At 68.2% G+C, this 26022-nt stretch carries 28 protein-coding genes; 5 read left to right on the top strand and 23 right to left on the bottom strand.

The window, feature by feature from the left end:
* Positions 1-57 precede the first annotated feature (57 nt).
* Entirely contained in the window at positions 58-633 is a 576-nt protein-coding gene (gene idi, locus AL2_RS20930) for an isopentenyl-diphosphate Delta-isomerase (RefSeq protein WP_067635977.1), read from the bottom strand.
* 149 nt (positions 634-782) lie between these two features.
* Here idi and dxs point away from each other — a divergent pair, with 149 nt between their 5' ends.
* Complete coding sequence (gene dxs, locus AL2_RS20925) at positions 783-2723, top strand: 1-deoxy-D-xylulose-5-phosphate synthase (protein WP_067635975.1); 1941 nt, start codon at positions 783-785, stop codon at positions 2721-2723.
* 51 nt (positions 2724-2774) lie between these two features.
* On the opposite strand, the gene AL2_RS20920 is transcribed toward dxs, so the two are convergent.
* The 5 genes from AL2_RS20920 to AL2_RS20900 form a co-directional block, all read right to left on the bottom strand.
* Positions 2775-3140 (bottom strand): hypothetical protein, encoded by a 366-nt coding sequence (locus AL2_RS20920; RefSeq protein ID WP_067635973.1) that lies wholly within the window; start codon positions 3138-3140, stop codon positions 2775-2777.
* Positions 3141-3222: 82 nt separating this feature from the next.
* Positions 3223-4572, bottom strand: coding sequence for an FAD-dependent oxidoreductase (locus AL2_RS20915; RefSeq protein ID WP_157438276.1), 1350 nt, complete (start codon positions 4570-4572; stop codon positions 3223-3225).
* 63 nt (positions 4573-4635) lie between these two features.
* Positions 4636-6120: an amino acid permease gene (locus AL2_RS20910; protein WP_067635969.1), complete on the bottom strand. Its 1485-nt coding sequence runs from the start codon at positions 6118-6120 to the stop codon at positions 4636-4638.
* Between the two features lie 182 nt (positions 6121-6302).
* Positions 6303-8390: a 3-hydroxyacyl-CoA dehydrogenase NAD-binding domain-containing protein gene (locus AL2_RS20905; protein ID WP_067635967.1), complete on the bottom strand. Its 2088-nt coding sequence runs from the start codon at positions 8388-8390 to the stop codon at positions 6303-6305.
* 50 nt (positions 8391-8440) lie between these two features.
* The gene (locus tag AL2_RS20900; protein WP_067635965.1) at positions 8441-9643 is read right to left on the bottom strand and encodes a thiolase family protein; all 1203 of its coding nucleotides are present in this window, start codon (positions 9641-9643) and stop codon (positions 8441-8443) included.
* A 203-nt stretch (positions 9644-9846) separates the two neighbouring features.
* Here AL2_RS20900 and AL2_RS20895 point away from each other — a divergent pair, with 203 nt between their 5' ends.
* Positions 9847-11637 carry an AMP-binding protein gene (locus AL2_RS20895; RefSeq protein WP_245666788.1) on the top strand — a complete coding sequence of 597 codons (1791 nt, stop codon included), beginning with the start codon at positions 9847-9849 and terminating at the stop codon, positions 11635-11637.
* Here the strand turns inward: AL2_RS20895 and AL2_RS20890 are convergent.
* The 11 genes from AL2_RS20890 to AL2_RS20840 form a co-directional block, all read right to left on the bottom strand.
* A complete protein-coding gene (locus AL2_RS20890) occupies positions 11564-12760 on the bottom strand; it encodes a sensor histidine kinase (RefSeq protein WP_245666786.1) in 1197 nt (398 codons plus the stop codon). The two genes, AL2_RS20895 and AL2_RS20890, sit on opposite strands and share 74 nt — an antisense overlap.
* Positions 12761-12771: 11 nt before the next feature.
* Positions 12772-13434: a response regulator transcription factor gene (locus AL2_RS20885; protein WP_067636001.1), complete on the bottom strand. Its 663-nt coding sequence runs from the start codon at positions 13432-13434 to the stop codon at positions 12772-12774.
* Positions 13435-13476: 42 nt separating this feature from the next.
* Positions 13477-14307, bottom strand: a complete 831-nt coding sequence (locus AL2_RS20880) for a hypothetical protein (protein WP_067635963.1) — start codon at positions 14305-14307, stop codon at positions 13477-13479.
* Between the two features lie 132 nt (positions 14308-14439).
* A complete protein-coding gene (locus AL2_RS20875) occupies positions 14440-14865 on the bottom strand; it encodes a VOC family protein (RefSeq protein ID WP_210747943.1) in 426 nt (141 codons plus the stop codon).
* 212 nt (positions 14866-15077) lie between these two features.
* Positions 15078-16223, bottom strand: coding sequence for a tyrosine-type recombinase/integrase (locus tag AL2_RS20870; RefSeq protein ID WP_067635959.1), 1146 nt, complete (start codon positions 16221-16223; stop codon positions 15078-15080).
* 119 nt (positions 16224-16342) lie between these two features.
* Entirely contained in the window at positions 16343-16522 is a 180-nt protein-coding gene (locus AL2_RS20865) for a helix-turn-helix domain-containing protein (RefSeq protein WP_067635957.1), read from the bottom strand.
* A gap of 157 nt (positions 16523-16679) precedes the next feature.
* Positions 16680-17261 carry a helix-turn-helix domain-containing protein gene (locus tag AL2_RS38625; protein ID WP_067635955.1) on the bottom strand — a complete coding sequence of 194 codons (582 nt, stop codon included), beginning with the start codon at positions 17259-17261 and terminating at the stop codon, positions 16680-16682.
* Positions 17258-18481 (bottom strand): FtsK/SpoIIIE domain-containing protein, encoded by a 1224-nt coding sequence (locus AL2_RS20855; protein WP_067635953.1) that lies wholly within the window; start codon positions 18479-18481, stop codon positions 17258-17260. Before AL2_RS20855 ends, AL2_RS38625 begins: the two co-directional genes overlap by 4 nt.
* Positions 18478-18822 carry a hypothetical protein gene (locus AL2_RS20850; RefSeq protein WP_067635951.1) on the bottom strand — a complete coding sequence of 115 codons (345 nt, stop codon included), beginning with the start codon at positions 18820-18822 and terminating at the stop codon, positions 18478-18480. Before AL2_RS20850 ends, AL2_RS20855 begins: the two co-directional genes overlap by 4 nt.
* A gap of 28 nt (positions 18823-18850) precedes the next feature.
* On the bottom strand, positions 18851-19039 hold the full coding sequence (locus AL2_RS20845) for a hypothetical protein (RefSeq protein ID WP_067635949.1): 189 nt from the start codon (positions 19037-19039) through the stop codon (positions 18851-18853).
* Between the two features lie 162 nt (positions 19040-19201).
* Positions 19202-19414 carry a hypothetical protein gene (locus AL2_RS20840; protein ID WP_067635947.1) on the bottom strand — a complete coding sequence of 71 codons (213 nt, stop codon included), beginning with the start codon at positions 19412-19414 and terminating at the stop codon, positions 19202-19204.
* Between the two features lie 180 nt (positions 19415-19594).
* Between AL2_RS20840 and AL2_RS20835 the strand changes: the two genes are divergently transcribed.
* Both AL2_RS20835 and AL2_RS20830 read left to right on the top strand, forming a co-directional pair.
* Positions 19595-20341, top strand: coding sequence for a helix-turn-helix domain-containing protein (locus AL2_RS20835; protein ID WP_067635946.1), 747 nt, complete (start codon positions 19595-19597; stop codon positions 20339-20341).
* A 1-nt stretch (position 20342) separates the two neighbouring features.
* Positions 20343-20819: an NUDIX domain-containing protein gene (locus AL2_RS20830; protein WP_067635944.1), complete on the top strand. Its 477-nt coding sequence runs from the start codon at positions 20343-20345 to the stop codon at positions 20817-20819.
* 5 nt (positions 20820-20824) lie between these two features.
* On the opposite strand, the gene AL2_RS20825 is transcribed toward AL2_RS20830, so the two are convergent.
* The 3 genes from AL2_RS20825 to AL2_RS20815 form a co-directional block, all read right to left on the bottom strand.
* Positions 20825-21379 (bottom strand): HD domain-containing protein, encoded by a 555-nt coding sequence (locus AL2_RS20825; RefSeq protein ID WP_067635942.1) that lies wholly within the window; start codon positions 21377-21379, stop codon positions 20825-20827.
* Positions 21380-21432: 53 nt separating this feature from the next.
* Complete coding sequence (locus tag AL2_RS20820; protein WP_067635940.1) at positions 21433-21885, bottom strand: GntR family transcriptional regulator; 453 nt, start codon at positions 21883-21885, stop codon at positions 21433-21435.
* Between the two features lie 309 nt (positions 21886-22194).
* On the bottom strand, positions 22195-22557 hold the full coding sequence (locus AL2_RS20815; RefSeq protein ID WP_067635938.1) for a hypothetical protein: 363 nt from the start codon (positions 22555-22557) through the stop codon (positions 22195-22197).
* Between the two features lie 177 nt (positions 22558-22734).
* On the opposite strand from AL2_RS20815, the gene AL2_RS20810 reads away from it, so the two are divergent.
* Positions 22735-23460: a helix-turn-helix domain-containing protein gene (locus AL2_RS20810; protein ID WP_067635936.1), complete on the top strand. Its 726-nt coding sequence runs from the start codon at positions 22735-22737 to the stop codon at positions 23458-23460.
* A gap of 238 nt (positions 23461-23698) precedes the next feature.
* Here the strand turns inward: AL2_RS20810 and AL2_RS37610 are convergent, their stop codons facing one another.
* From AL2_RS37610 to AL2_RS37600, 3 genes are all read right to left on the bottom strand, one after another.
* On the bottom strand, positions 23699-24100 hold the full coding sequence (locus tag AL2_RS37610; RefSeq protein ID WP_157438275.1) for a hypothetical protein: 402 nt from the start codon (positions 24098-24100) through the stop codon (positions 23699-23701).
* 105 nt (positions 24101-24205) lie between these two features.
* The gene (locus AL2_RS37605; RefSeq protein WP_157438274.1) at positions 24206-25153 is read right to left on the bottom strand and encodes a hypothetical protein; all 948 of its coding nucleotides are present in this window, start codon (positions 25151-25153) and stop codon (positions 24206-24208) included.
* Positions 25154-25166: 13 nt separating this feature from the next.
* Positions 25167-25778, bottom strand: a complete 612-nt coding sequence (locus tag AL2_RS37600) for a thymidylate synthase (protein WP_168444603.1) — start codon at positions 25776-25778, stop codon at positions 25167-25169.
* Between the last annotated feature and the right edge of the window lie 244 nt (positions 25779-26022).

The following is a 26022-nucleotide window of genomic DNA, read 5'->3' as shown; positions in this document are numbered from 1 at the left end:
CGCCGGTCAACACCGGGGACGGAAAAGTGATCAAGAGGTGATGCGGGGCGGGCGGACCTACCAGGCGAGCGCGGGCGGCAGCCCTCCCGGCCCGGCGTCCGGCCAGTCGAGCGGGGCGCCGAGCGGCGCCAGCTCGGCGAGCTGCAGCCGGTACCAGGGCGAGGACTCGGGCCGCTCCGCCAGCTCCAGGCAGCGCTCCCACGGCCACCACTCGGCCGCCTCGACCTCGCCGGGGTTCGGGTGGACGGCCCCGTCCGCGACGGTGGCGCGCACGACGGGGCAGCGCTCGTGCTCGACGGTCCCGTCCGCGGCGACGGCCCGGTACCGGAAGCGCGGCAGGACGGACGTGAGCGACGCCGCCGGCATGCCCAGCTCGTCGCGCAGCCGCCGCAGCACGGCGTCGCGCAGCTTCTCGCCCGGTGCGGGATGGCCGCAGCAGCTCCCCGTCCAGACACCGGGGAACGTTCCCTTGTCCAGGGCGCGCTGCGTGATCAGGACACGACCTTCCGTGTCGACCACGTAGCAGGAGAAGGCCAGGTGGTACGGCGTGTCCCTGTGGTGGCTGGCGCTCTTCGGAGCGGTTCCGACGGCTTCGTCGTCCGCGTTGAGCAGCACGATCTCTTCGACGCCCATGCTCTACTCCTACCCCATCCCCGGCGAGGAGGCGGCTTTTTCACACCCGGCGCGCGCGTGCCCCTCGGCGCGTCGGGGGCGAACCGGGATTAAACTCGGAACGGCCCGAGACAGGGGAGACCCGATCCCCGACGGAGGAGTTGAAACGAGTGAGCTTGCTGGAGTCGATCAAAGGTCCCGACGACCTCAAACGACTGGACGCCGCTCAACTGTCTCGGCTCGCGGAGGAGATCCGCGAGTTCCTCGTTCAGGCGGTCTCCAAGACCGGCGGGCATCTGGGGCCCAACCTCGGCGCGGTCGAGCTGACGATCGCGCTGCACCGCGTCTTCGACTCGCCGCACGACAAGATCCTCTTCGACACGGGGCACCAGGCCTACGTGCACAAGATGCTCACCGGCCGGCACGACTTCGAGCTGCTGCGCAGGCGCGGCGGCCTGTCGGGCTACCCGAGCCGCGCCGAGTCCGAGCACGACGTCATCGAGAACTCGCACGCCTCGACCGCGCTCTCGTACGCCGACGGGTTCGCCAAGGCGTTCCAGCTGCGCGGCGAGCCCGACCGCGCGGTGGTCGCGGTGGTCGGTGACGGCGCGCTGACCGGCGGCATGTGCTGGGAGGCGCTCAACAACATCGCCGCCGGCGTCGACCGTCCCGTCATCATCGTCGTGAACGACAACGGACGGTCGTACTCGCCGACGATCGGCGGCCTCGCGTCCCACCTCGCCGACCTGCGCGTCACCCAGGGCTACGAGAACGCGCTCGACCTCATCAAGAAGACGGTGCCGCGCGCCCCGGTCGTCGGCAACCTCACCTACGAGGCGCTGCACGGCATCAAGAAGGGCCTCAAGGACGTCCTGCAGCCGCAGGCCATGTTCGAGGACCTCGGCATGAAGTACGTCGGCCCGATCGACGGCCACGACGAGGACGCCGTCGAGCGCGCCCTGCGCCGCGCGCGTGGGTTCGGCCGCCCGGTCATCGTGCACTGCATCACCACCAAGGGGCGCGGCTACGCCCCGGCGGAGAACGACACCGAGGACTGCATGCACGGCGGCGGCGCGTTCGACCCCGCCACCGGCAAGTTCGTCACCAAGAAGGGCGGCCCCGCCTGGACGAAGGTCTTCGGCGAGGAGATGGTGGCGATCGGCCGGGAGCGCCGCGACGTCGTCGGCATCACCGCCGCGATGCTCTACCCGGTCGGGCTCGCGCCGTTCGCGGAGGCGTTCCCCGACCGCATCTTCGACGTCGGCATCGCCGAGCAGCACGCCGTCACGTCCGCCACCGGGCTCGCCATGGGCGGCCTGCACCCGGTCGTGGCGGTGTACGCGACGTTCCTCAACCGCGCCTTCGACCAGGTCCTGATGGACACGGCGCTCCACAGGCAGCCCGTCACGTTCGCCTTGGACCGCTCCGGCGTGACCGGTGACGACGGCGCCAGCCACAACGGCATGTGGGACATGTCGATCCTGCAGCTGGTGCCCGGCATGCGCATCGCCGTTCCGCGCGACGGCGCGCGGCTGCGCGAGCTGCTGCGCGAGTGCGTCGCCGTCTCCGACGGGCCGACCGCGATCCGGTACCCGAAGGGCCCGGCGGCCGCCGACATCGAGGCGATCGGCAAGGCCGGCGGGATGGACGTGCTGGCCCGCCACGACGGCTCCAACGGCACCCGCGTCCTGCTGGTGGCGGCCGGCTCGATGGCGGCGCCGGCGGTCGAGGCGGCCGGGCTCGTCGCCGCGCAGGGCATCGGCGTCACCGTCGTCGACCCGCGCTGGGTGAAGCCGCTCGACCCGGCGCTGCTCGACCTCGCCCGCGACCACGCGCTCGTCGCCGTCGCGGAGGACAACGGCCGCACCGGCGCCGTCGGCGACGCCGTGGCACGGCTGCTGCGCGACAACGGGGTGGACGCCCCGATCCGCACGTTCGGCATCCCGCAGGAGTTCCTCGACCACTCCTCGCGGGGCGAGATCCTCATCGACATCGGCCTGACGCCGCAGGCGCTCGCCCGCGACGTCACCGAGTACGTCGCCCGCATCACCTCGACGGATGCCGAGACCGCGGACGCGACGGAGGCGGAGACGTCGGACGAGAAGCCCTGACCCTGCCGAGCGGGCGCCGGACGCATCGGTGACGTCCGGCGCCCGCGGGCTTTACACGCCGTCGGCGGACATGAGCCGCCAGGAGTGGGTGATGGACGCGGCGGACGTGCCGAGTTCGCGTCCCGAGTACGTCCACCGCCCGCGCAGGCGCCAGGGGCGTCCGGCGCCGTCCTGGACGAAGACCTGCAGCGGGAAGCAGGCGTCGTGCGCGCGGATGACGCCCGCCGGGTCGACCGAGGGGTCGAGCCTGGGCTCGCCCTCGCACCGCACGCCCATGACGGACGTGCGCGGATCCTGGCGCAGGAGCCCCTGCGTCAGGTCGTACACGAGTACGGACACGTAGTCGGGGCCCAGCCACCTGAGGTCGGGGACGGTCTCGGGTGGGGGGAACCCGTACAGTTCTGGACCGCCGGTCACACGCCGCACCGTAGCGCCCGCGTCACATGTCCGTCACTACCTTGCCGGTGGGGAATTCGCGAGAAGATGAATTACACGGGCGTCACTCTGCGCCGCGGCAGGCGGAGGTCATCGCCTCCCAGCGGGCCAGCTTGACCCGCTCGCCGCGGTCGAGGCTCCGCGCGAGGGCGATCTCGGCCGCGTCGAGCTTGAGCCAGTCGGTGTAGGTGACGATGGGCAGCCCGCGCGCCTCCAGCAGTTCCTCGATGGTGCGCTTCGGCGCCGAGTCGCTCTCGGCGGCGTCCGCCAGGAGGTTGCGGACGGTCTCGGCGGCGTCGGACTTGTTGGTGCCGACGACACCGGACGGGCCGCGCTTGATCCACCCGGCGACGTACTCGCCGGGGACGGGCGCGCCGTCGGGCCCGAGGATCCGGCCGCCCTCGTTGGGGACGACGTGGGAGCGCTCGTCGAACGGGACGCCGTCCAGCGGGACGCTCTGGTACCCGACCGAGCGCAGCACCATGCCGACGGGCAGCGTCTCGAACTCGCCGGTGCCGACGACGCGGCCCGACTCGTCCAGCTCCGTCTTCTCCAGCTTGAGGCCCTCGACGCGGCCGGTGCCGAGGATCTCGGCGGGCGCGCGCCAGAACCGGACGTCGATGTGCCGGGCCCGCCCGGGGGCGGGCTCGCCCGTCCAGGCGTTGAGAGCCTTGATGTTGCCGCCGGTCTTGCGGTCGCTCGCGGCCAGTTCGGCGCTCGCCGGGTCGAGGTCCATGTCCTCGGGCCGGACGTGGATGCTCGCGTTGGGCAGCTCGCCCAGTTCGCGGGCCTCCTTCGTGGTGAACTTCGCCTGCGCGGGGCCGCGCCGCCCGATCATGTGGACGCGCTTGACCCGGCTGCGCGACAGCGCCTCGATGACCTGCTCGGGCACGTCGGTGTCGCGCAGCTCGCCGGCCGTCTTCGCGAGGATGCGGACGACGTCGACGGCGACGTTGCCGACGCCGACGACCGCGACCTCCTCCACGGACAGGTCGAACTCGTGGTCGGCGGCGTCGGGGTGCCCGCAGTACCAGTTCACGAAGTCGGTGGCGGCGATGCTGCCGGGCAGCTCCTCGCCGGGGATCCGCATCTGCCGGTCGACCATCGCGCCCGTCGCGTAGATGACGGCGTCGTAGCAGTCGAGCAGGTCCGCGCGGGTGATGTCGCGGCCCAGCTCGACGCAGCCGAAGAACCGGACGCCGGGATTCTCCAGGACCCTCTGCAGGTACCGGGCGATCGACTTGATGGACGTGTGGTCGGGAGCGACGCCGTAGCGGACGAGCCCGTACGGCGTCGGCAGCCGGTCGAACACGTCCACCCGGACGTCGCCGCCGGTCTGCTTGACGAGGGCCTCGGCGGCGTAGATCCCCGCCGGGCCGGAACCGATCACCGCGACGAGCACTGGAGAAGCCATGCGGGCCATTGTGCCCACCCGGGGCCCAAATGCCTACCGTGAGTCCCGTCACGGCGGGGCGGGTCAGTGCTTGGCGGAGGGCGGTTCGGCGACCTGGACGCGGCTGTGCCGGTAGCCGTAGGAGGCGTAGACGATGGTGCCGACGACCATCCAGGCGAGGAACCGCAGCCACGTCTCGACGGGCAGGTTGATCATCACGAACAGGCAGGCGAGCACGGACAGGACCGGGATGACCGGCACCCACGGGGTGCGGAACGCGCGCGGCAGGTCCGGCCGGGTGCGGCGCAGGATCATCACGGCGATGGAGACGACGAGGAACGCGAACAGCGTGCCGATGTTGACCAGCTCGGCGAGTTCCGAGAGCGGGATGAACCCGGCGAGGACGGCGACGATCACGCCCATGATGACGGTCGACCGGTAGGGGGTGCCGAAGCGCGGGTGGACGACCGAGAGCCAGGGCGGCATGAGGCCGTCCCGGCCCATCGCGAAGAAGATCCGGCTCTGCCCGAGCAGCAGGATCATCACGACGGTGGTGAGGCCGATCACCGCGCCGACGCTGATGATGGTGGCGAAGACGGGGTGGCCGACGGCCTTGAACGCGTCCGCCAGCGGCGCCTCCGCGCTCAGCTGGGTGTAGTTCTGCATGCCGGCGACGACGGTCGACACCGCGGCGTACAGGACGGCCGTGACGAGGAGGGAGCCGATGAGCCCGATGGGCAGGTCCCGCTTCGGGCGGCGGGCCTCCTCCGCGGCGGTGGCGACGATGTCGAAGCCGATGTAGGCGAAGAACACGATCGCGACGGCGGCGAAGATGCCGAGCCAGCCGAAGCTGACCGGCGTGATCCCGAATATCACCTGCAGGAGGGGCGCCTTCAGGCCGCTCACCTCCGCGGTCGACTGCGAGGGCGGGATGAAGGGCTTGTAGTTGGCGCCCTTCACGAAGAACAGCCCGGCGAAGATCACCAGCAGCACCACCGACACCTTGATCGCGACGACGACCGCGTTGATCCGCGAGGAGATCTTGATGCCGAGGATCAGCAGCCAGGTCACCAGCAGCACCAGGCAGATGGCGGGGACGTTCACCGTCCCGCCCTCGCCCGGCGGCGCGGCGATCGACGCCGGCAGGGTGATCCCGATGCTGTCCAGCAGGGAGGCGAAGTAGCCCGACCAGCCGACCGACACCACGGCGGCGCCGAGCGCCATCTCCAGGATGAGGTCCCAGCCGATGATCCAGGCGGGGAACTCGCCGAGCGTCGCGTAGGAGAACGTGTAGGCCGACCCGGCGACCGGGACGGTCGAGGCGAACTCGGCGTAGCACAGCGCGGCGAGGCCGCACACGACGGCGGCGAGGATGAACGACAGCGCGACGGCGGGGCCGGCCTTCTCCCTGGCGACCTGCCCGGTGAGGACGAAGATGCCGGTGCCGATGATGACGCCGACGCCGAAGACGGTGAGGTCGAGCGCGGAAAGGTCGCGCCGGAGCCGGTGCGCGGGCTCCTCGGTGTCCTGGATCGACTGCTCCACCGATTTCGTCCGCAGCACGTTCATGCTCGGTGCCCCTCCGCGTCCCGTGGTACTCGGCCGTCTGCCGTATGCCCATATGTGCGCGGCTTATGATCAGTTCAAACGGCGGCGGGTCCGTGACGTGCGGAAATGCCGGAGAAGAGGCGTCCCGAACCACGTTCGGGACGCCTCTTCACCGGGAGCGGCCGGGGATCGGGGCGGGCGGATCAGGCGGGCAGGGAGGCGACCCCCGGCTCCAGGAAGCGGCGGCCGGCCGCCTTCTCGGCGACGCCCGACCTGTCCAGGTACGGGGTGATGCCGCCGAGGTGGAACGGCCAGCCCGCGCCGAGGATCATGCAGAGGTCGATGTCCTCCGGAGCCGCGACGACGCCCTCGTCCAGCATGATGCGGATCTCGTCGGCGAGCGCGGCCAGCGCCCGGTCGAGGACCTGCTCCTCGGTGGACGGGCTCGTCCCGCCGGCGAAGATCTCCACGACTTCGGGGTCGAGGGAGAAGTCCGGCAGGTACACGCCGGACTTGCCGGCCGCCACCATCTTCGCGAGGTTGTCCGACAGCGGGAACCGGTCCGGGAACGCGCCGTGCAGGGTCTCGTTGACGTGCAGCGCGATCGCCGGGCCGACGAGGCCCATCAGGACGAACGGCGGCATCGGCAGGCCGAGCGGCGCGGCGGCCCGCTCCGCGACCTCGATCGGGGTGCCCTCGTCGACCGTCTGGACGATCTCGGCGAGCAGCCGCAGCAGGACGCGGTTGACCACGAACGCCGGGGCGTCCTTGACCAGCACGCACGACTTCTTCAGCGCCCTGCCGGTCGCGAACGCCGTGGCGAGCGCGGCGTCGCCGGTCCGCTCGCCCCGGACGATCTCCAGCAGCGGCAGCACCGCGACCGGGTTGAAGAAGTGGAAGCCGACCACGCGCTCGGGGTGCTTCAGCCCGGACGCCATCTCGGTGACCGACAGGGAAGAGGTGTTGGTCGCGAGGACGCACTCGGCCGAGACGTACTCCTCGACCTCGGCGAACACCCGCCGCTTGACCGACATCTCCTCGAACACCGCCTCGATGACGAAGTCGGCGTCGGCGAACGCGTCCTTCGTCAGCGAGCCGGAGATGAGCGACTTGAGGCGGTTCGCCTTGTCGGGGGAGACGCGGCCCTTGCCGAGCAGCTTGTCGATCTCGCCGTGCGCGTAGCCGACGCCCTTGTCCAGGCGCTCCTGGTCGAGGTCGGTCAGCACGACCGGCACCTCCAGGCGGCGCGCGAACAGCAGCGCGAGCTGCGAGGCCATCAGGCCCGCGCCGACGACGCCGACCTTGGTGACCGTGCGGGCCAGGGACCTGTCGGGCGCCCCGGCGGGCTTCTTCGCGCGCTTCTGGGTGAGGTCGAACGCGTACAGGCCGGCGCGCAGCTCATCGCTCATGATGAGGTCGGCCAGGGCCTCGTCCTCCGCGGCGAAGCCCTCGTCGCGGCCGCGGTCCTTGGCGGCGGCGACGAGATCGAGGGCGCGGGTGAAGGAGGGGGCGGCGCCGTGCAGCTTGCCGTCCAGGTTCCAGCGGGCCATCGCGACGGCGTCGTCCCACGCCTTGCCCTTGTCGACCTCGGGCCGGGTGACGGTGATGTCGCCGTTGAGGACGCGTGCCGTCCAGGCCAGCGACTCCTCCAGGAAGTCGGCCGAGTCGAAGATCGCGTCGGCGATGCCCAGCTCGTACGCCTGCCTGCCCTTGAGCGTCCGGTTCTGCGCGAGCGGGTTCTCGATGACGACCTTGAGCGCCTTCTCCGCGCCGATCAGGTTCGGCAGCAGGTACGTCCCGCCCCAGCCGGGCACCAGGCCGAGGAACGCCTCGGGCAGCGCGAACGCCGGGACTCCGGACGAGATCGTCCGGTACGCGCAGTGCAGGCCGATCTCGACGCCGCCGCCCATCGCCGCGCCGTTGTAGTAGGCGAACGACGGGACGCCCAGCTCACCGAGCCGCCGGAACACGTCGTGGCCCAGCTTGCCGATGGCCTGTGCGTCCTCCCGGCTCGTGATGAGCGGGACGCCCTTGAGGTCGGCGCCGACCGCGAAGATGAACGGCTTGCCGGTGACGCCGACGGCGGCGATGTCATCGCGTCCGGCGATCGTGTCGATGGCGGCGTTCAGCTCGGCGAGGCCGTTGGGGCCGAAGGTGTTCGGCTTGGTGTGGTCGAAGCCGTTGTCCAGTGTGATGAGCGCGAGCGTGCCCGCGCCGTAGGGGAGTGCCACGTCCCGTACGTGCGCGTGCGTGACGACCTCGTCGCCGAAGACTTCTCCAAGACCGCTCACTGTGCTCCCCCCGGGGGCGGTCCCCCGGACCCCCCGAACGACTCCGTCGCTCATTTGCCGTCCTCCCAGTTGACGTTCTCCCAGAGGACGGTTCCGCCCATGCCCATGCCCACACACATCGTGGTCAGCCCGTAGCGCACGTCGGTGCGCTCCTCGAACAGGCGCGCGAGCTGGTTCATCAGCCGGACGCCGGACGAGGCGAGCGGGTGGCCGAGCGCGATCGCGCCGCCCCACGGGTTCACCCGCGCGTCGTCATCGGCGATCTTGAAGTGCTCGAGGAACGCGAGCACCTGCACGGCGAACGCCTCGTTGATCTCGATGAGGCCGATGTCGTCCATCGTCAGGGAGTTGCGGGCGAGGAGCTTCTCGGTCGCGGGGACGGGCCCGATGCCCATGACCTCCGGCTCCACCCCGGCGAACGAGAAGTCGACCAGCCGCATCTTCGGCGCGAGGCCGAGGTCGCGGGCGACGTCCTCGGCCGCCAGCAGGCAGGCGGTGGCGCCGTCGTTGAGCCCGGCGGCGTTCCCGGCGGTGACGTTGCCCTGCACGCGGAACGGGGTCTTCAGCTTGGCGAGGTCGTCCAGCGTGGTGCCGGGGCGCGGCGGCTCGTCCTCGGTGGCGAGCCCCCACCCCTTCTCGGCGGAGCGGATCGCGGTCGGCACGAGGTCCGGCTGGATCTTCCCGGCGGCGTAGGCGGCGGCGACCTTCTGCTGGCTGCGCACGGCGTAGGCGTCCGCGCGCTCCTTGCTGATGCCGGGGAACCGGTCGTGCAGATTCTCCGCCGTCGTGCCCATGACCAGGGCGGACGGGTCGACGAGCTTGTCGGCGAGGAACCGCGGGTTCGGGTCGACGCCCTCGCCCATCGGGTGCCGTCCCATGTGCTCGACGCCGCCGGCGATGACGACGTCGTAGGAGCCGAACGAGATCCCGGCGCCGGACGTGGTGACGGCGGTCATCGCGCCCGCGCACATCCGGTCGATGGCGTAGCCGGGCACGCTCTTCGGCAGCCCGGCCAGGACGGCGGCGGACCGCCCGATGGTCAGTCCCTGGTCGCCGGTCTGCGTGGTGGCGGCGATGGCGACCTCGTCCACCCGGTCGGGTGGGAGGGACGGGTTGCGGCGCATCAGCTCGCGGATGGCGCGGACGACCAGGTCGTCGGCGCGGGTCTCCGCGTACAGGCCCTTGGGGCCGGCCTTGCCGAACGGCGTGCGGACGCCGTCGACGAACACGACGTCGCGTGCGGTGCGAGGCACGGATCGTCCTCCCTGCGGTGGGCTCGGGCTCGGTGGGGGTCGTCGAGCCTCGTGCCGCCCCTGCCTTCGACGGCGGCACGAGTGCCCGCGACAGCGATGCTACTCGCTGGTAACCAACAATGCTACTCGTCAGTAACCACTGACCCGCCGCTGCCCTTGTTCGGTCATTGACGGGTGAGTAACGTGGCGGGGGAGGAGGCACGGTGACGCACGCGAGGCCCGCGTACCGGCCGGGGATGCGCCGGCGGATCGGGCATATCCGCGATCTCGCCGCGCTCCTGCTGCGCACCGGACTGCTGTTCGCCGGCGGCCCGCGCCGGATGCTCCGGCAACTCGGCGCGCTGCGGCGCTGGGGCACCACGCTCGCCGGTCTCGTCGCCTCGTCCGCGGTGCGGTCGCCGTCCCGCCCCGCGCTGATCGACGACGAGGGCGTCCTCACCTTCGCCGAACTGGACGAGCTGGCCGCCCGCCTCGCCGCCGGGCTGCCGCTGCACGGCCCCCGCCCGCGCGTCGGTGTCCTGTGCCGCAACCACCGGGGGATGGCGCTGACGCTCGTCGCCTGCTCCCGGCGCGGCGCCGAGGTCGTCCTGCTCAACACCGGTTTCGGAACGGGCCAGATCCGCGCCGTGCTCGGTGAGCTGCGGCCCGCCCTCATCGTCGCCGACGCCGAGTTCGCGCCGCTGCTGGCCAACGTGCCCATCGCGCTGCGCCGCAACGTGCTGTGGGCCGACCGCCGCCCGCCGGCCGGGATGCCGCTCGCCGCGCCCGTCCCGCTCGCGGCGCTGCCGCCCGCGCCGCGTCCCGCCGTGGAGGCGGCCCCCCGCCCCGCCGCCGGGCCGGGGCCCGGCATCGACGAGATCATCGGCTCGGCGCCCGCGTCCGGCGCGGCGGCCGGGCCGCCGCAGATCCAGAGCCGCACGATCATGCTCAGCTCGGGCACCACCGGACGCCCCAAGGGCGCCCGCCGCCCGCCCCGGCCGGGCCTGTGGCCGCTCGCCTCGATGACGTCCCGGATCCCGCTGCGCGCCCGGCAGACGATGATCGTCGAGGCGCCGCTGTTCCACACCTGGGGGTACGCCGCGCTGCAGATGGCCTGGGCGCTGCGGGCACCGGTCGTCCTGCACCGCCGGTTCGACCCCGAGCAGACGCTGCGGGCCATCGCGTCCCACCGCGACGCCACCGTCTTCGCCGTCCCGGTCATGTGCCAGCGGATCCTGGAGCTGGCCCCGGAGGTCCGCGGCCGCCACGACACGTCCTCGCTGCGGATCTTCGCGCTGAGCGGCGCCGTGCTGCCCGGCGACCTCGCCACCCGGTTCATGGACGCGTTCGGCGACCGGCTCTACAACGTCTACGGGTCCACTGAGGCGTCCTGGGTGTCCATCGCCACCCCGCGCGACCTGCGGCTCGACCCGCGCACCGCCGGGCGCCCGCCGCGCAACACGGCACTGGCGATCCTGGACGCCGACGGCCGCAGCGTGGGCCGCTCCACCCGCGGGCAGATCTTCGCCGCGAACGAGCTGCTGTTCGAGGGCTACACGGGCGGCGAGCCGATGGAGGTCCGCGACGGGCTGCTCGCCACCGGCGACCTCGGCCACATCGACCACCGCGGCCTGCTGTTCGTCGAGGGCCGCAGCGACGGGATGGTGGTGTCCGGCGGCGAGAACGTCCTCCCGAAGGACGTGGAGGACGCGCTGCTGAAACTGCCCGAGGTCCAGGAGGTCGCGATCACCGGGGTGCCCGACGACGAGTGGGGGCAGCGGCTCGCCGCCTACATCGTCCTGCGGCCGGGTGCCCGGCTCGACGCGGACGCCGTCCGCGAGTACGTCCACGCGCAGGTCGCCCGGTACGCGGCGCCGCGCGACGTGCACTTCATCGCCGAGCTGCCGCGCAACGCGACCGGCAAGGTCGTGACCCGCTGGCTCAGCGCGCGCCCAGGCCGGCCGCTACCGGAGGGGCATGTGGAGTGGCCGCGTCCGCGGGCAGCCGGACTGTGATCGACAGGCCGCCGTCCGGCCGCGGCACCGTCTCGATCGTGCCGCCGTGCGCGTTCACCACGGCCCGGACGATCGACAGGCCGAGGCCCGCGCCGTCCCTGGACCCCGTCCGGTCGGCGCGCAGCCGCCGGAACGGCTCGAAGATCGCCGCGACCTCGTAGCCGGGGACGGGCCGCCCGGTGTTGACGACCTGGAGGAACGCCTCCCCGTCCCGCGTTCCGGTGCGGACCCAGACACGGCCGTCCCGCACGTTGTACTTCACGGCGTTCTCCAGCAGGTTCACCGCGCAGCGCTCCAGCAGGACGGGATCACCGGTCACGACCGCCGGCGCGAGCCTCGCCTCCACGTCGACCGCCGGGTCGTCGAGCTGGTCGAGCGCGCTGCGGACCACGTCCGGCAGCGGAGTGCTCACCCGGGTGCCGGGTTCCCGCTCGGACTTGGCGAGCAGCAGCAGGCCCTCGATGAGCCGCTCATGCCGGGCGGTGTTGCCGAGCAGGACGTCCGCGAGCGCCTTCGTCTCCGGCGGGTTCTTCCGGCTCGCCAGCGCGACCTCCAGCACCGTCCGGTTGATGGTCAGCGGCGTGCGCAGCTCATGCGAGGCGTTCGCGACGAACCGCCGCTGGGCGTCGAACGCGCGGTTCAGCCGGTCCAGCATCCGGTCGAACGTGTCGGCCAGGTCCTTGATCTCGTCCTGGGGGCCGTCCAGCGCGATCCGCTCGTGCATGTTGCTCTCCGAGAGCCGGCGCGCCGTCGCCGTCACCCTGTGCAGCGGCCGCAGCATCCGCCCGGCGACCAGGTACCCGATCACCACCGCGACGACGCCGAGCACCAGCATCGTGACCAGCGAACTCTGCAGCAGCTGCGCCAGCACATCGTGCTTCTGCTGCGCCAGCTGCCGGTCGGCATCGGCCTTCAACGCCATCAGCTGGCTCATGTCGCCGTCGAGCGCCATGGCCCGCAGCCGCGAGAGCGCCTCCGGGTCGATGTCGCCGCGGGCAGAGAGCCGGTTGTCCATCGTCCGGACGGTCAGCAGGTACGTCACCGAGACCAGTACCGCCGAGGTCACCAGGAACAGCGACCCGTACACCAGCGTCAGCCGCGTCCGGACGCTCAGCTTCTTCACCGCCGGCCTCTTCACATCGCCTCCAGCCGGTAGCCGGAGCCCGTCACGGTCTCGATCACCGGCGGCTGCCCGAGCTTCCGCCGAAGCGTCGCCATCGTGACCCGGACGATGTTGCTGAACGGGTCGATGTTCTCGTCCCACGCCCGCTCCAGCAGCCGCTCGGCGGACACCACACCGCCCTCGGCCCGCATCAGTTCTTCCAGCACGGCGAACTCCTTCTTGGTCAGCCGCAGCTCCCGCCCGTCCCGTGCGGCCTTCCTCCGGTACGGATCGAGCCGGATCCCCCTGCCCTCCAGCACCGGCGGCACGGGCACCCCCGACCTCCTGGCCAGCGCCCGCACCCGCGCGACCAGCTCACTGAACACGAACGGCTTCGGCAGATAGTCGTCGGCCCCGAGCGACAGGCCGTCCACCCGATCATCGACATCCGAGGCCGCCGTGAGCATCAGAATCCGCCCGGGACTCCGCCGCCCCACCAGCTCCCGGCACACGTCGTCCCCGTGCACCGCAGGCAGATCCCGGTCGAGGACCACGACGTCGTACTCGTTGTAAGAGGCCAGCTCCAACGCCTCGTCGCCGTCATAGACGACGTCAACGGCCATGGCCTCCTCGCGGAGCCCCTCGGCGATGGCGTCCGCGAGCACCCGCTCGTCCTCAACAACCAGAACACGCATGCCGCCGAGCATGCCGCCCGGCAGGTTAAACCCCGATAAGCGCTACCGCCGCCAGCACGTGTAGGTCACGGTGGCCGTGCCGGCGGGCTGGAACGAGACCGTCCCGGTTCCGCGTCCGCCGACGAAGCACAGCACCGTCGGCCTTACGGTCACCGTCACGGAGGCCGACCGTCCCGCCTTCAGCGTTCCGCTGCCGCCTGCGCTGACCCGCCCGGCCCGGTCCCGCACCGCAGCCACCGACCACTTCACCGACCCGCCGACGGCCGTCAGCCTGATGTGACACTGCGCCGGCGATCCGGCCGCCCGAACCCCTTGGCACCCCGCGTCGTTGACCGACAACCGTCCCGGCCCCGTCGGCGCCTTGCGCGACTTCTCGGGCTTGGCCGCCTTCTTCTCCGGCTTCGGCGCGTCCTTCTCGGCCTTCTCCCCGGACGCCGGCGCGGACGTCACCGAGGGCGCCGGCGACGCCGGCGTGATCATCGCCACCGGTGGCGCGGCCGAGGGCTGCGGCTCCGCATCGGCGGACTCGAACAGAACGAGCGTCGCGCCGGTCAACGCGACCGCGGCCGCGGCGCCCCCGATCAGTACCAGCCGCCCCCGCTTCCGCGCGGGGGTCGCGCGGCACTGGTCGCGCACCAGCTCGTACAGCCAGTCCCGGAACGTCCCGGCGTCCGGCACCTCGGCGTCCTGCAGCGCGAGCAGCGCCTCCCGGACGGCCCCCACCGCCCGCCCGCGCTCACCGAGCAGCCCCTCCGCGTACTCGACCAGCTCGGGCCCGTACACGTTGTAGACATGGCCGACCGCCCCCGGCCGCTGCGCTTGAAGCGCCTCGACCAGCCGGAAGTCCTCATTCAACGGCGGCGCACTGGACACGCCGGGGATTATGCCGCCGTGAGCTCGTGCAGTGCTCTTCCGCAACCCACACTTCCCGCCCGGCCTTTGTCACCCGAAGAAGGGAAAGCGAGCGGGTCCAGGCGGCCATGGGGGCCCGCGTGCGCGGCGCCGTCAGCCGAGTTGCTCGGCGAGTCCCACGACGATGCCCTCGGGGCCGCGCACGTAGCAGAGGCGATAGAGGTTCTCGTACTGCTCCAGCTCGCCGACCAGTTCGGCGCCGTGCGCGCGCAGGCGGGCGACGACGTCGTCGATGTCGTCGACTGCGAACATGACGCGGCGAATGCCCAGCGTGTTCGCCGGTGCCTCCTTCGGCTCGGGGGTGATGGCCTTCGGCCTGTGGAACTTCGCCAGCTCCACTCGTCCGGGGCCGTCCGGTACCCGCAGCATGGCGACGTCCTGGCGGACGTCCTCAAGCCCGATGACACGTTCCGCCCAACGCCCTTCGAGCGGCCCCTTGCCTTCAAGCTCCATTCCTAGTTCGACGAAGAACGCGATGACCGCCTCAAGGTCGTCGACGACGATGAGGACGTTGTCCATCCGCTGGAGCGTCACGCTGGGCCTCCTTGGCTCGGTACGGCCACGTCGGCCGCATCTGCCCCTGAGACGGAGCCGGCGAACCGTTATCGACATCCGCGGCAGTGGGTTCTCTCAGAGCTGGCGCGGCTAATGCGGGTGCACCCGATGATCTTGCTGCGTGCCTGCTCAGGGAATCGGACGTCGTCAAGGGGAGTTCGGCCGGGAGCCAATGGCTAGGCTGACCTGGACTTGTCTTCGTTGAAGATGGTGTTCATCTTCTCGGCGCCCGTGGTGATGACGGGCCGGAGTTCGTGCCGGTAGACGGTCTGCGTGGTGTGGGTGCCGGCGTGCCCCACAAGGTCGCTGATCTTCTCCAGGGCAACGCCCTGGTCACTCATGATGGACACGAACGTGTGCCGCAACTCGCGCGGCACCCAGTTCGAGCCGAGGCCAGCAGTGCGTGTGAGGCTCTGGAAGCGGCGTAGGACGTCGTCACTCGTGTAGGGCGCTCCGTTCTCTCGGCAGAAGACGAGGTTGTGCCCCTGCCACAGGTCGCCCGCTGCGAGCTTCTCTGCGGCCTGCCGCTTGCGCAGCGCCGTGAGCGCGTCAACGGCCATGTCCGCCACGGCGATGCCCCGGCGGCTCTTCTTGGTCTTGGTGTCGCCCCCGTCCCGGTCGGAACGGAGAACGTAGACGACCTTCTCTTTGAGATCCACGTCAGCCCACGTGAGCGCTCGGAGTTCCTCCGTACGGAGACCCGAGACGATCGCGAGGATGACGTACGCGCCGAGTCGGTGCCGTGGATCCTGTGCTGCCTTGAGAAGGGTGGTCGCCTGTGCCAGGGAGAGCGACCGCGACCGCCTTGAAGGCCGCTTGCCCCTGGGAGTGTCCACCAGTAGAGCCACATTGCGCCCGACCTTGTCGCGCCGCTCTGCGAGCCGGATCGACCTCCGTAGAAGGCCATGGACGATCTTCAGTGTCTGCGTGGTCATGCTCTCGGCGCAGTCGTCTAGCCACGCCTCAACGTCGTCGGCCGTGAGGTCGGCGAGCTTGACCTTGCCGATTCTGCCGATGATGTGATGATCGGCGAGACCGCGATAGGTCTTCATCGTCGCCTCGCTCTTGTCTTGCTTGGCGAGGTGGGTGAGTAGGGCGTTCACGGCCTTCTCGACCGTGTGGTTCCGCTCCTCCCTGATGCCCTTCTCTAGATCGTCGACGGCCTTGACGAGCTTCTCTTTGACCTGTGCTTTCGTCCGCCCCTTCCTCTTGAGCCGCTTGCGCTTGCCGTCCGGGCCGAACCCGAGCGAGATGGCGCCGGTGTACCCGTCGCCCTCCTCGTAGATCGTCCCCTCGTACTTGCCGATGAGGATCTTCGCCAACCGGATCCCTCCTCGTATCGGTCGAGGTCACCACCGACCATAACTCAAGACGTCCCTAGACGTCCCTTGTGTGGGGAGGTCCGTTCGCGGTCATGTGCGGACGGACCTCCCGGCGGTTGTCAGCGGTTGGCCTCTTCGAGGGAGGTGACGAACTCGGCGATGTGCCGGTCAGTGATGCGGCGCAGCTTGCCGATCTTGATGCTGTGGAGTTGGCCGGTGCGGATCAGGAAGTAGACCTTGTCTCGGCCGATGTTGAGGATCTCGGCCACTTGCTCGACGGTGTACGCCTGCACGGTCACCACCTCCTCTCGCCCGAGCGGTCGTCTCGGGCGCGTGCCTGGTGCGGGTTGGCGATCAACTCCTTGGTTGCGGACGGTGGTTGTCTCCGTCTCGTCTCACGGACGTCTCTCGGCTCCTTACGTGCAGGCGCGCGCCTGAGACGAGACGTTGAGACGATCACGGAGTGTGGTCGGACGCCTTGTAGCGGCCTCGTCCGACCTGGACGGCCCGGCCGGTCTTCACCAGCTCGTTGAGACGCCGGTAGAGGGTCGGCCGGCTCATCTCGGTGATCATGAGTAGGTGAGCGATCGGAAGCCCCTCGTTCGGCGCGCCGTCCAGGGCTTCCCGCAAGACGCTTTCGGCGCGCTCTTCCCCGGACGGCCTCAGCGGGACGGACGGCACCGAGACGGGTCGCAGAAGGGGCGTACTGGCCTCGTCCAGCGCGCGCCGCGAGACCTCGTCCAGGACGGGCCTTAGAGCCTCGTGTCGCTGTGCGGCCTCGCTCACCGCGTCATCGGTGAGCAGGTAGGCGCGGCCTCGTCGGGGCGTGTCGTGTTCGGGTGCGGAGAGCAGGAACTTGCCGGGGGCGTTGAGGGTGTGGGCGTGCCATCCGGCGTTGAGCATCCCTTGTCCAAGGATGAGGTCGACGTCTTTGCGTTCGCGGACGCGGAAGCTCACCCGGACGTCCATCTGTGAGCGGACGGCGCCCTTGCCCATGGCCTTTTGTGTGGGGCGCTGCGTGGCCGCGATGAGCGTCACGGCAACAGCACGTCCACGGCGCGCGATCGAGTCCGTGTCACTTGCCGCGTCCGGTGCGTCATCGGCGAGTTCGGCGTACTCATCGACGACGATGACGAGGAGGGCAGGAAGCTCGGCGCCGGGTCCCAGACGCGCCTGCCGTTCGCCGTGAGCCACTCGGCGCGCGCCTCGAGAATCGTCACGGCATCGCGCAGCATGGCGCGGGCTTGCTCGGGCGTGGTGGCGAGCCGATCGATGCAGGACGCCCACGGCTGCAACTCCATGCCGCGCTTAAGGTCAATGGCCCAGATGACCACATCGCGGCACGCGCTGAGGCTGCCCATGAGGACGTTGATTCCGCCGCTCTTTCCCGAGCCGGCCACGCCTCCGATGAGCCCGTGACGTCGCAGCAGCAGAACGCGTGCGCTGGTCGCGTCTTCGAACGGCCCGAGGTCGATCGGCTCGGTAATGGATGAGACGGACGGTCCGGGCCACGGGATCGCGTCGGCGTGCGGGTCGGTGTTGAGCACCCGGAGTTCGAACCGGTTGGCCTTGTCGTCGCGCGTGGGGAAGACGCGCACCGCGCCGCGGAACGTCCCGAGCGCCGATTCGATCGCGGGCACTTTCGCGGTGACGTCCTGGATGGTCTGGCCACGCGCGAGAGCGAATCGCGCACGCCACCCCCACACGTCCACCACAGCGGACTGTGCACGCGAGCCAGCGAGCCCGATCGACTGCGCGATTTCAGGCCATGCGGCAATCTGCCGATCGACGCGCACCTTGGCACGCCGGCGCCGATGCACCCACCACGGCACGGCGAGCACGAACCCACCCATGGCGAGCACCTGGGGGAGAGGCGAGAACGCGATACCGAGCGCGGTCACCGCCGCAAGCCATCCACCGGCACTCATGACCACGGCCGCGCCGTAGAGCCGCTCGGTGCGGAGAGCGAGCCCGAACCGGTCCCCGGACATGGCCAGCACCCACGCGGTCACCGCCGCGACGGTGAGCAGGTACGGCCACCAGCGCGGACACGTGACGTGCAGGACGAGGCCCGAGACGACGAGCGCGGTCACCAGGTACAGGGGAGCGAGTTCGGACCGGTACCGCCACAGCACCCGAGCCACCAGCACAGCGGCGACGTCCGGGAACTGGTCGTCACGGTCGATGATGACCATCGGTTGAAGCCCGTTGCGGCGCATCTTCTGCGCGTGCCGCCGCATCTGACGCGTCCGGCTCATGAACGCCCCCGCTCGTCCGGCGGAAGGTGTCCCTGGGCGCGCAACTCGTCGCGCAGGTAGTACAGCGGGTCAGGTTCCGCATCCCGCGTGGCCTTGAGGGTGGCGCGTCCCGCGGCTGCCAGGTTCGCGCGGTCACGGCGCACCCTCACCAGCTCGGCCGTGAGGCGCGACACTTCGGAGACGAGGGCTGGGGAATCGGCGAGCGCGGAATTGACGCGTAGCCACAGATCGGCGATGGACGGCATCGCTTCCGACAGAGCGGAGACGATTTCACGGGCGGCGAGGTTGCGGGCACGAACCCCCTGGAGGTCGATCTTGACGTGCTGAGGGATGTCGGGCACTGGGGCATCACTCCCTTCAAGCGGGACGTCAGTTCTGAGAGAGGGACTGGACGAGGACGGTCACCAGCTGGCGGATCTCCGGCGCGGCGCTGGTCGCGGCGAGGAAGAACCCGAACAGCAGGCACACCGCGAGTTGCCACGCGCGCAGGCCCATGTACCGCCATGCGAGCCAGACGACCGCGCCGAGGATGGCGACCAGCGGAATCGAGACGTTCACGCGCTCACCCCCTACGGCCACATGTCGGGGTGGCCGGGCCCGCGCCCGCGCCGCATCCAGCGGGCGCGGGCACGGCATTTGCGGCACCTGCGGTTACCGGGGTCGACTCGCGCGCCGCACGGGCAGCGATGAGCGGTGATGAGGCGAGGCATCCGCATCGGGTCACCGCCCCGCCGGAACGCGCTCGGGAGCGTCGTCACACGTCGTCCGCGCGGTGAGGACGCGACGGGACGCGCTGCCGATCCGGGAGGGCGAGGAATCGCGCCGCATCGCGCGGCGCTCCTCGGCATGGATGCCGATGACCAGCATCGCGAAGATTCCGCAGGTGGAGCCGGCGAGGAAGACGGCGATGATGGAGGCCAGAACGAGGATCATTTGCGACCACTCCTCTCGTAAGGCCCGTGTCCGGCGGGGGCGGTTCGGGCGGTCGGTGCTGTGGTGTGAGAAGAGAGTGCGCCTGACCCGTGGGACGGGATCACTACATGACTGGACGTGTTTATGACGTCCTCGTAGGGTTGACCGCGTCCCAGGACGTCCCGGATTCGGACAGGTGCCTTGCCCAACGAACGCCTACGCGCCGCGCTGCTTCAACGGGGCATGACCCTCGCCGCGCTCGCCGAGGCGATCGAGGTCGATCCCAAGACCGTCGAACGGTGGATCACACAGGACCGCACTCCGTACCGACGGCACCGCTACGCAGTGGCTTCTCATCTCGGCGTGGATGAGACGTACCTTTGGCCCGAGGCTCTGACGAAGGAACAGATCACCTCGGCGTCCGACAGCGAGCTTGTCACCCTCTACCCGCATCGCTGGGCCGTCCCAAGGGACGCGTGGGGACGTCTGTTCGCCGAGGCGCAAGACGAGATCGGCATCCTGGTCTACAGCGGCGTTTTCCTCGCCGAGGACACCGGCGCTCAACGCATCCTCGCCGACAAGGCCAAAGCCGGCGTTCGCGTCCGCATCCTCCTCGGAGACCCGGAATCTCCGCAGGTCGCCGACCGCGGCGAGGACGAGGGCATTGGCGACACCCTTGCCAGCAAGATCCAATACGTGATGGTGCTGTACAAGAAGTTGCGTGCCCTGGAGAACGTCGAGTTCCGGTTGCACGGCACGGTGCTCTACAACTCGATCTACTTCGCCGATGACCAGATGTTCGTCAACACGCACATCTACGGCATAGGCGCATCAGATGCCCCGTTCTGGCACCTGCGACGGCTCCCCGGCGGCGAGGTCGTCACGACCTACATGGAGAGCTTCGAGCGCGTCTGGGAAGCCGCCAAGCCACTACCAACGGGGGACTGACTTGGGCCGCAGGATCGACTACTACGACGACCCCAACGCCCCCGAGGCCAACAGCCTCGTCCCGTCCGTCAACGTCGTCGTCGCCAACGACAACGGCGACATCCTCATGATTCGCCGCACGGACAACGACAACTGGGCAGTGCCAGGAGGCGCGATCGACCTGGGCGAATCCGTCGCACAGGCCGCGATCCGCGAGACCAAAGAAGAGACCGGCGTCGACTGCGAGATCACCGGCCTCGTAGGGATTTACTCAGACCCCAAGCACCTGATCCACTACACGAGCAACGACGAGGTCCGCCAAGAATTCTCGATCCTGCTCACAGGACGTCCCACAGGCGGCGAACCTCGCCCAAGCGACGAGTCGAGCGAAGTCCTCTGGGTCCCCGCCGACAAGGCCGCAGACAGGCAGATGGACCGATCGATGAAGCTCCGCATCGGCCACTACCTGGAGAACAGGCAACAGCCGGTCATCACCTGACCGGCTCAAAGGTGCGACATCAACTCGTCCCGAACGCGGTGAACGGCGCCAATGATGTGCGGGGACGACGTAGTGATGGACCGCGTGACGAGATGACCGTCCCCGTACCGGGACAGGATCTCCGAAAGCCGATCCTCTACCGCCAACTCCTCGCCGTCCGGACTCGTGGTCATGTCGCAGTAGATGAGTGAATCCGTCAGCTCCGGAGGCTCGGTCCCGAACTCGCTCGTCAACTCGTCGACGAGCCCGCGTTCCCGAGCCTCCACAACCGCGCATGAGTGATGAGCCACGAGCCGACACAGATGCTCGTCCGCGTGGTGAGCATCCCGCAGGAAGCGCGCACCGTCGAGGGGATGGAACCCAGTCACTACGAGATCAGGCGCGTAGCCGAGGTCGTGCAGCCAAGCGGTGGCCTCAAGCAGGTCGGCACGGTCGCCGAGTAGGGGCGCGAGCGTCCTAGCCTGGCGCGCGACACCTTGCGTGTGCGCCCAGCGGCGCGGCAACGCGCTCTCCAGGTGATGACGTGCGATTTCGCGTGCCCACTCGGCGGTGCTGTCCATGTCCCTGACGCTACGGGCAGGTCACTGGACATCCACGGACGCCGCGGGACCATCTAGGGACGTCTTGGCAGCACGAACCGTCCCCGACCATGAACACACTCCACCAGTCCAGCGGCCTCCAACTGTTCAAGTGCCCGTCGCACGGTGAACCGCGCGACGCCGTAGCGTTCGCAGATCCTCGACTCGCTCGGCAAGAGACTGCCAACCGGCAACGAGCCGTTCTCGATCAGCGCCCTGAGGTCGGCCGCGATGCGCTCGTACGTTGGCCCCACATTGTCCGCGGGGACTGGCAACACGAACCTGCCCAGGCCCGTTACGACCCTGAACAGCCCCTCGTCCTGGAGCACCCGCAGTGCGTGCCGCACCGTGTCGCGAGCGACGGCGAACTCCCTGCTCAGCTCATGCTCTCCAGGCAACCGCCCACCGGCGGGATAGGTTCCCTCCGCGATACGCGCCCGCAGTACCTCAGCAATCCTCCGGTACGCGGCACCCGAGGCACGTGTCACCGCACACCCCACCACACACGCATGAGGCCCAGAGCGGCGACCGCTCTGGGCCTCACCTCACCCCCGACCTTCACCCCAGATCCACAAAGGCGCCGAGGATGCGCCGAGCAAGCCCACGCCGATGCCTTCCGCCTCCGCCGTAGGAACTCGGCACCGGCGGGCGGGAGGCAGGGTGGCGCGTGGGCCTGCTCGCAGGGGAGACAGCAACCCACCGCCCCGCCGCGTCCGTTTGCGGACGAGGGCTGACGGTCCTTCGGGCAGGTTGTGGCGGCGAGCAGGTGCGTCGATGCCGTCCAGCAGCCCGCGCCATCAGAGCGTGCCCTCCACCGCAGGAAGGCTGTCTCGGTTGGCGAGCCTGCCCTTGACCCACACCACCGCGTCGACGATGCGCTCGGCCTCAGTGATCGGCTGCCCCGACGAGTCGAAGAACCAGAGGTGACCGCCGTCCCGATCGAAGGGCCGGCACGTGATCTTGTCGGACAGCACTGGGTTCTCGTCGCAGCAACCCGGCGCGTCCGGATTGCGCACAGCCAGTCCCGTCGAGGTCAACTCGACGACGAGGCGATGCGCGCGCAGGTGAGCGCCCAGCGCGGCCAACCGCGCCTCGGCCGCGCTCAGACCAGAGAAGGACGTCGACTCGGCATCGGTCTCACGGGGCCGGTCGAAGGACATGGGGCCTCCTCAACGAGGTTGCTTGGGGGGACTTGACCGCTGAGAAACCGCAGGTGCGGAACCTCGGGCATGTCCAGAAGCCTCGTTGGCCGGCCGGGACCTCTCCACCGGCAACTAGGGACGTCTAGGGACGTCCTCTGTTAGCGTCAGTCCTTACCTTGCATCTCAGGAGGTCCGGTGAACGACCTGTTGCGGCGAGCCCTCGAAGAGGCCCAACTCACCGAAGACGACGTAGCCAAGCGCCTCGACGTAGACCCCAAGACCGTCCACCGCTGGCTGTCCGGCCGCATCCCCTACCCCCGCCACCGAGCGTCCCTCTGTGACCTCTTGGACCAGACCGCTGATGACCTGTGGCCCCAGCTCTCCGCACCGCGTCCGCTCCCCGAACCACCGGGCGCCCAGATCCTCGCCACCTACCCGCACCGCTGGGCCGTCCCCCGAGCGGTCTGGCAACACCACTTCGCCAGCGCACGCCACGAGATCGGCATCCTCGCCTACGCCGGCCTCTTCCTCGCCGAAGACCAAGGCGTCATCCGAACCATCGCCGACAAGGCCCGAGAGGGCGTCGCCGTCCGCATCCTCCTCGGCAACCCAGACGGCTCCCGCATCTCAGAACGGGGCGCAGACGAGGGCGTAGGCGACTCCCTAGCAGCCAAGACCCGCAACGCCCTCGTCCTCTACGAACCCCTCCGCGACCTAGACAACGTAGAGATCCGCCTACACGACACAGTCCTCTACAACTCCATCTACCGAGCCGACGACGACCTCTTGATCAACCCCCACGCCTACGGCATCCCCGCATCCCACGCCCCCGTCCTTCACCTCCGCAGCACCCAACCCACCGACATGGCCGCCACATACCAACACAGCTTCGACCACGTCTGGTCCGAGACAACACCATAATTTACCAACTAAACGGCGATGGACGTCGGAAAGTGCGCTTACGAATGAAACGTCTTTTAGGGCGCCGCTTCGCGTCGCGGGTGGCTGCTCACCCTGGCGCGCCGTGCGTGCGGCCCGTTCCGTCCAGTCGCGTCGCGCCAAACCGCCCGACCACATTTTGGCCCTACAAGCATCATCGCCGGGTTCAAATGAACTACGCAATAATGTTGACAGGCTGAAAAATGGGATGCCGACAAGATTAGTCACGGGAAATTTGCGCCAGCCACTGTCCGATTTGATCAACCGGTACGACCGCATCAGCAAGGGCCGTTATCGCGTCCTCTGTAGCAGGTTCCGACAAAATGATTCCTCTCTTCGAGCCAAAGGCGTACCCCACTTCAATGCATACGCTGCGCCCCGTATACCCGCCTTCATCGATGACATAAATCGCATCTGAACAATGAATTTTGTTTAGAAACTCCTTGGTCAGCATCATTTTCTCCTCAGCGGAGACGGCGACTACCTCCTCGCTGTATTCGAACCGCGGGGTGTAAATCTTATAGCCCCTTTCTGCGAGATCCTTTGCAACCACACGCGCGGTCGAATAAAACTTTGAACTACTGCACACAGTGATCGCCTTAACAGAACCGATGTCAGTCATGAGCCACCTCTCACCCAAAAACTTGGTAGAGCCTATGATTTAGTGCATGAACGTGTTTCGTTATCAGGAAAGCGTTCCGTGCAATCGGCAAGACGGTGAAGAAGTCTACCGCCGCCCACCTGCCAACGCGCGTTCAAGATGCATTAGAAGGAGATAGGGCTTCATTTCCGCTTCATCTTTACGCCACTTGAAGGTCCTGTCGCCAGCTCCGATTGCGAGACTCGTCGGGAGACTTGCACCCAATATTTCCCAAAGGAAACCTCCGCTCCGTCTACCCTCTCCTCTAGCAAGTGCGTACTCGGACGATATTGCCTTATAACGGCCCACCAATTCGCGGGCTGTAGCCTCGGGTGTCAATACAGGATCCGATCCACGGGCTACGGCCAAGAGCGAATCATCAAGAAGTGATCGAAAGTCTGAGCTATACCGGCGACACTCCAGTATTTGGTCAGGAGAGAGGTTAGCGAGCGAACCGAGCTGCAGAAGACTTAACACTTCACGGACCACACCGGGCCCAAACGGTTCGCTTGAGCGTGCGCCATTGACCAAAGCGTTGTGAGTTGCCTGACTAGCCAGCAAGCCGTCTTGATTGAGTTCAGAGGAGATTACCAAGGAGGCCAAATGACCCCTTAGATTGATGATTTCCCCAACTCCTTGGCGCAGAGGCCGGCGATGCCCTCTGGGCGAGGATTCGTACGCATGCTCGCGCATGCCACGAAACATCTGATCCATTTCGGTCATATTTGCTGCAAGCGCATCTCGGTCAACTACCAAGTCTGCAGGGCGGCTTTCTCCTCCGGCACCACGTGGACTTCGTGCGTACCCAGCATCATTGACCTCGTACTCATGCGCCCAGAGTTTGATAAATCCCTGCTCACGCAAGTTATTGATCAAATAGGAGAGATCGCGCGACTGGCCTACGTCGGTGGGATCGGTTTCATACGTGGCGCGGATGGCTATGGAATCCGCGAAGAAGATAACAGCTTGAAGGATGCGATCTATTGCCCGCATATCCATCAAGCTGCCATTAAGCATGGTGAGCGACCGTTCCACTTTGGACTCCCATTTATCCCAGAGAACTTACGAAATCAATCTCATACATATGAAGACTCCAGCAATGGTAGTGGATAACGCCCTTTTCTACACTCAAGCCAAGTGTCATGTCGGCGACAAAGTGAGCCCAAGCGATCAATTCTGGGACTAGTCCTACCATAACGTCGGTGCTTCTTGCAGTCAAAAATACATGCAGGACATTTTCTATTATCCTAAAACATCCATCGACCGGAGAAATGGGATAAAGAGAACCGAGATCCTCTTCTGGCCGCCAAGCAGTGAATACGGCAGATCGACTGTTGCGGTCGTTCGCTAGCACTTCTTTAATTTCGGCAATCTGATTGAACTCGGGCTTCTCTCCAGCCTCCCATCGATACAGACGATGATAGAGCATTGATTCGCCTCGCATCGACCCAAGAAGTCGGTCAAGATAGTCCTTGGCCAATTCGGGATACTTATACAGTGTCGGCAAGGCGGTGTTAGTTACGTTATTTATATTTATCGTGAGCCCTGGTATGTCAAAAGACACACCGTTTCGGGTCGCGATCCGGACTGGAGCGTCGTCTCGAAACAGATCGACGACCGCGTTCCAGCCAGACTCGATGGTCTCGATAGTGATCTCCATAGTGATCTCCATTGAAATTCTTGATCAATGAACTATACCCCAGATACTAGCCGACTCTCGAGGTACTTGACGCGCCGATATGCCTCTAAATTTCGGCCTGCCATAAAAGCTATATTATGCACCTCATCACGGCGATTGATCATCCTATCCAAGACTCCAAGTACGGACGGTTCCATCGAAGCCCCCCGTAATCGCCACATTCAGCCCACCCAGCGCTGTGCAGGCTACGGCGTAGACCGGGAGT

Source organism: Actinomadura latina NBRC 106108 (genome assembly GCF_001552195.1).
GTDB lineage: Bacteria > Actinomycetota > Actinomycetes > Streptosporangiales > Streptosporangiaceae > Spirillospora > Spirillospora latina.
This window is presented reverse-complemented; position numbering and strand designations above follow the sequence as displayed.

Coding starts and splice junctions, on each gene's coding strand:
- AL2_RS37600 (WP_168444603.1), bottom strand. CDS start 25,778: ATGGAGATCACTATCGAGACCATCGAGTCTGGCTGGAACGCGGTCGTC.
- idi (WP_067635977.1), bottom strand. CDS start 633: ATGGGCGTCGAAGAGATCGTGCTGCTCAACGCGGACGACGAAGCCGTC.
- AL2_RS37610 (WP_157438275.1), bottom strand. CDS start 24,100: ATGACTGACATCGGTTCTGTTAAGGCGATCACTGTGTGCAGTAGTTCA.
- AL2_RS20885 (WP_067636001.1), bottom strand. CDS start 13,434: ATGCGTGTTCTGGTTGTTGAGGACGAGCGGGTGCTCGCGGACGCCATC.
- AL2_RS20875 (WP_210747943.1), bottom strand. CDS start 14,865: ATGGACAACGTCCTCATCGTCGTCGACGACCTTGAGGCGGTCATCGCG.
- AL2_RS20915 (WP_157438276.1), bottom strand. CDS start 4,572: ATGGCTTCTCCAGTGCTCGTCGCGGTGATCGGTTCCGGCCCGGCGGGG.
- AL2_RS20825 (WP_067635942.1), bottom strand. CDS start 21,379: ATGGACAGCACCGCCGAGTGGGCACGCGAAATCGCACGTCATCACCTG.
- AL2_RS20840 (WP_067635947.1), bottom strand. CDS start 19,414: ATGATCCTCGTTCTGGCCTCCATCATCGCCGTCTTCCTCGCCGGCTCC.
- AL2_RS20910 (WP_067635969.1), bottom strand. CDS start 6,120: ATGAACGTGCTGCGGACGAAATCGGTGGAGCAGTCGATCCAGGACACC.
- AL2_RS20855 (WP_067635953.1), bottom strand. CDS start 18,481: ATGAGCCGGACGCGTCAGATGCGGCGGCACGCGCAGAAGATGCGCCGC.
- AL2_RS20815 (WP_067635938.1), bottom strand. CDS start 22,557: ATGTCCTTCGACCGGCCCCGTGAGACCGATGCCGAGTCGACGTCCTTC.